The organism is Mycobacterium sp. GA-2829, from assembly GCF_001499965.1.
Lineage (GTDB): Bacteria > Actinomycetota > Actinomycetes > Mycobacteriales > Mycobacteriaceae > Mycobacterium.
Genome location: NZ_LQIT01000087.1, coordinates 1 through 1,312, shown reverse-complemented (window position 1 = coordinate 1,312; position 1,312 = coordinate 1). Strand labels below are relative to the sequence as shown.

Annotated in this window: 1 protein-coding gene and 1 other annotated feature; the gene reads right to left on the bottom strand. The window is 62.3% G+C overall.

Going from position 1 to position 1,312, the window contains the following annotated elements; translation table 11 throughout:
* Positions 1–22: 22 nt before the first annotated feature.
* Positions 23–1,263 (bottom strand): IS3 family transposase gene (locus AU194_RS29740; protein ID WP_231743631.1). Its coding sequence is split into 2 segments (ribosomal slippage): positions 23–978 and positions 978–1,263, totalling 1,242 coding nucleotides; the frame shifts between segments, so codons are not numbered across the junction.
* Positions 872–988 (bottom strand) — a sequence feature (AL1L pseudoknot). Its footprint overlaps the gene before it by 117 nt.
* Positions 1,264–1,312: the final 49 nt, after the last annotated feature.

Here is a 1,312-nt window from a genome sequence, read left to right as displayed (position 1 = left end):
TGAACTACCCCGGATTTTCTTCCTATTGTGTTGTGAGGGCCGGGATGGGCTGGCTCACGTGGGGTGAGGTGCCGGTCAGGGCGGCCTCGTGTTCGTCTGGGGTCGTGTAATCGAGGTTCTCGTGCAGGCGTTCTTGGTTGTACCAGGCGACCCACTCGGCGGTTGCCAACTCGACGTCGGCGATGCTTCGCCACGGTCGATTGGGGTAGATGAGCTCGGTTTTGTAGCTGGCGTTGACCGACTCGGCGAGGGCGTTGTCATAGCTGTCGCCGCGCGAGCCGACCGACGGGGCGATTCCGAGGTCGGCGAGCCGGTCGGTATAGGTCAGCGATAGGTACTGCGATCCGCGGTCGGAATGATGGACCAACCCAGATAGATCGCAGTTCGATTGCCACACAGCATGATTGAATGCTTGCAGCGGTAGGTCTTGAGTGCGCATCGTCGCCGATACCGCCCATCCCTTGATCGCTTTGGTGCATGCATCGGTGACGAAGGCGGTGTAGCAAAAGCCCTGCCAGGTCCGCACGTAGGTGATGTCGGCGACCCACAGCCGGTTCGGTGCGGCGGTGCCGAAGCGGCGGTTGATCAGGTCGGCGGGGCGCGGGGCAGCCGAATCGCTGACTGTGGTGAACACCGGTTTGCCGCGCTGGACGCCGCGCAGGCCGGCCTTGCGCATCAACCTGCGCGTCTGCTCGCGTCCGAGGGCCCACCCCCGGCGCTTCATCGCCTGGTGCATCTTCTTGACGCCGTAGACCGAGTAGTTCTGGCGGTGCACGGTGCGCAGCTCATCGATGAGCTGTTCGTCGCGCAGTTCCCGGTCTGACGGCGCCCGGGTGATCGCTGACCGGTACCCCCGTGAGGTCATGAACCCTGGGATAGCTGCCCGCAGAACCCGGCAGATGAGCTCGACCCCGAATTGATCCCGATGAGCATCGATGAAAGCGATCATTTCGTCCCGGGGCGGTCGAGCTCCGCTGCGAAAAACGCAGACGCAGACTTCAAGATCTCGTTGGCTCTGCGTAATTCGGATACCTCGCGCTTGAGCCGGCGGATCTCCTCATGCTCTGCGGTTGAGGTGCCAGGACGCTCACCAGCATCAATCTGCGCCTTGCGCCGCCACCGACGGACCGACTCCTCGGCTACGCCGAGTTTGCTCGCAACAGACCTAATCGCCTCGAACTCTGACACTTGCGAGTCCTCCAACGAGGCGTCCAACATACGCATCGCACGCGCCCGAAACTCGGGCGGATACTGACGGGGCATAACTTCCAATCCTCCTATAAAGATCGGAAGGAAACCTGGGGTAGTTCAC